Raw genomic sequence first — 1,622 nt, forward strand, 5'->3', positions numbered from 1 at the left:
GCGGCCCGTCCGTACCGTCGCGGTCTGCGGCGGCTCCGGCGACAGCCTCTTCGACCAGGTCCTCGCGGCCGGCGTGCACGCCTACCTCACCGCGGACCTGCGCCACCACCCGGTCTCCGAGGCCCGGGAGCAGTCCCCGCTCGCACTGGTCGACGCCGCGCACTGGGCCACCGAGTGGCCCTGGTGCGAGCAGGCCGCCGCCCAGCTCGACGCGGTGTCCGAACGCCACGGCTGGGGCCTGCGCACGCACGTCTCCCGAGCCGTCACCGACCCCTGGACCGCCCACGCGGCGTCCGTCCCGCACCCCGACCTCCCAGGAGCCCCCAACTGAACGCCGAGCCCGCCGACCAGATCCGCCTTCTCGACCTCCAGGGACTTGACGTCAAGCTCGCGCAGCTCGCGCACAAGCGCAGCAGCCTGCCCGAGCACGCCGAGATCGAGGCGCTGGAGCGCGAACTCGTCCAGCTGCGCGACCTGCTGGTGGCCGCCCGCACGGAGGAGAGCGACACCGCGCGGGACCAGACGAAGGCCGAGCAGGACGTCGACATGGTCCGCCAGCGCTCCGCCCGCGACCAGCAGCGGCTCGACTCCGGAGCGGTCACCAGCCCCAAGGACCTGGAGCGGCTGCAGAGCGAGATCGGCTCGCTGGCCCGCCGGCAGAGCGCGCTGGAGGACGTCGTCCTGGAGGTCATGGAGCGCAACGAGGCCGCCACCGCCCGGGTGGCCGACCTGACCGGGCAGGTCGCCTCGGTGGAGGCCCGCCTCAGCGAGACGGAGGCCCGCCGCGACGCCGCCGCCGAGCAGCTCGACAGCGAGGCCGACTCGGTGGAGAAGGAGCGCCAGGCCGTCGCCGCCGCGGTGCCCGACGACCTGCTGGCGCTCTACGACAAGCTGCGCAGGCAGCACAGCGGCGTCGGCGCCGCCGCGCTGTTCCAGCGGCGCTGCGAGGGCTGCCGGCTCGAACTCAACATCACCGAGGTCAACGACGTGCGCGCGGCGGCGCCGAACGAGGTGCTGCGCTGCGAGAACTGCCGCCGCATCCTGGTCCGCACGCCCGAGTCGGGGCTGTGACGGCGGCGATGGGCAGGCGGCTGGTCGTCGAGGCGGACGGGGGCTCGCGGGGCAACCCGGGCCCGGCCGGCGACGGCGCGGTGGTGCTGGACGCGGCCACCGGCGAGACGCTCGTCGAGGCGGCGGCCTCGGTCGGCCGGGCGACGAACAACGTCGCCGAGTACAAGGGCCTCATCGCCGGACTGCGCGCGGCCCGCGACCTGGATCCGCAGGCCAGCGTGCGGGTGCGGATGGACTCCAAGCTGGTCGTCGAGCAGATGTCGGGGCGCTGGAAGATCAAGCACCCGGACATGCGCCCGTTGGCCGAGGAGGCCGGCAGCCTCTTCCCCGCCGGTGCCGTGGCCTACGAGTGGATCCCCCGGGAACGCAACAAGCACGCCGACCGGCTCGCCAACGAGGCGATGGACGCGGCCAAGCGGGGCGAGCGCTGGGAGCCGTCCCGTTCCACCGCCGACCTGGACACCGGCCCCGGCGTGCCGGCGGACACGGTCGCGCCCGCGGTGCCCGCGGAGCCGGGCGAGTCGGGGGAGCAAGCGGACGCGGGCCCTGCC

3 protein-coding genes are annotated in these 1,622 nt (G+C 75.1%); all 3 read left to right on the forward strand.

Annotated features, from left to right (window positions below; genetic code table 11):
- The coding region (locus tag ACYVE9_RS25940; protein ID WP_461030330.1) for a Nif3-like dinuclear metal center hexameric protein at positions 1–331 on the forward strand (331 nt) is incomplete at its 5' end.
- The gene (locus ACYVE9_RS25945) at positions 328–1,071 is read left to right on the forward strand and encodes a zinc ribbon domain-containing protein (RefSeq protein WP_461030331.1); all 744 of its coding nucleotides are present in this window, start codon (positions 328–330) and stop codon (positions 1,069–1,071) included. The genes ACYVE9_RS25940 and ACYVE9_RS25945, both read left to right, overlap by 4 nt.
- An 8-nt stretch (positions 1,072–1,079) precedes the next feature.
- Positions 1,080–1,622, forward strand: a 543-nt coding sequence (locus ACYVE9_RS25950) for a reverse transcriptase-like protein (RefSeq protein ID WP_461030332.1), incomplete at its 3' end; no start/stop codon positions are given.

The organism is Streptomyces sparsus, from assembly GCF_054776295.1.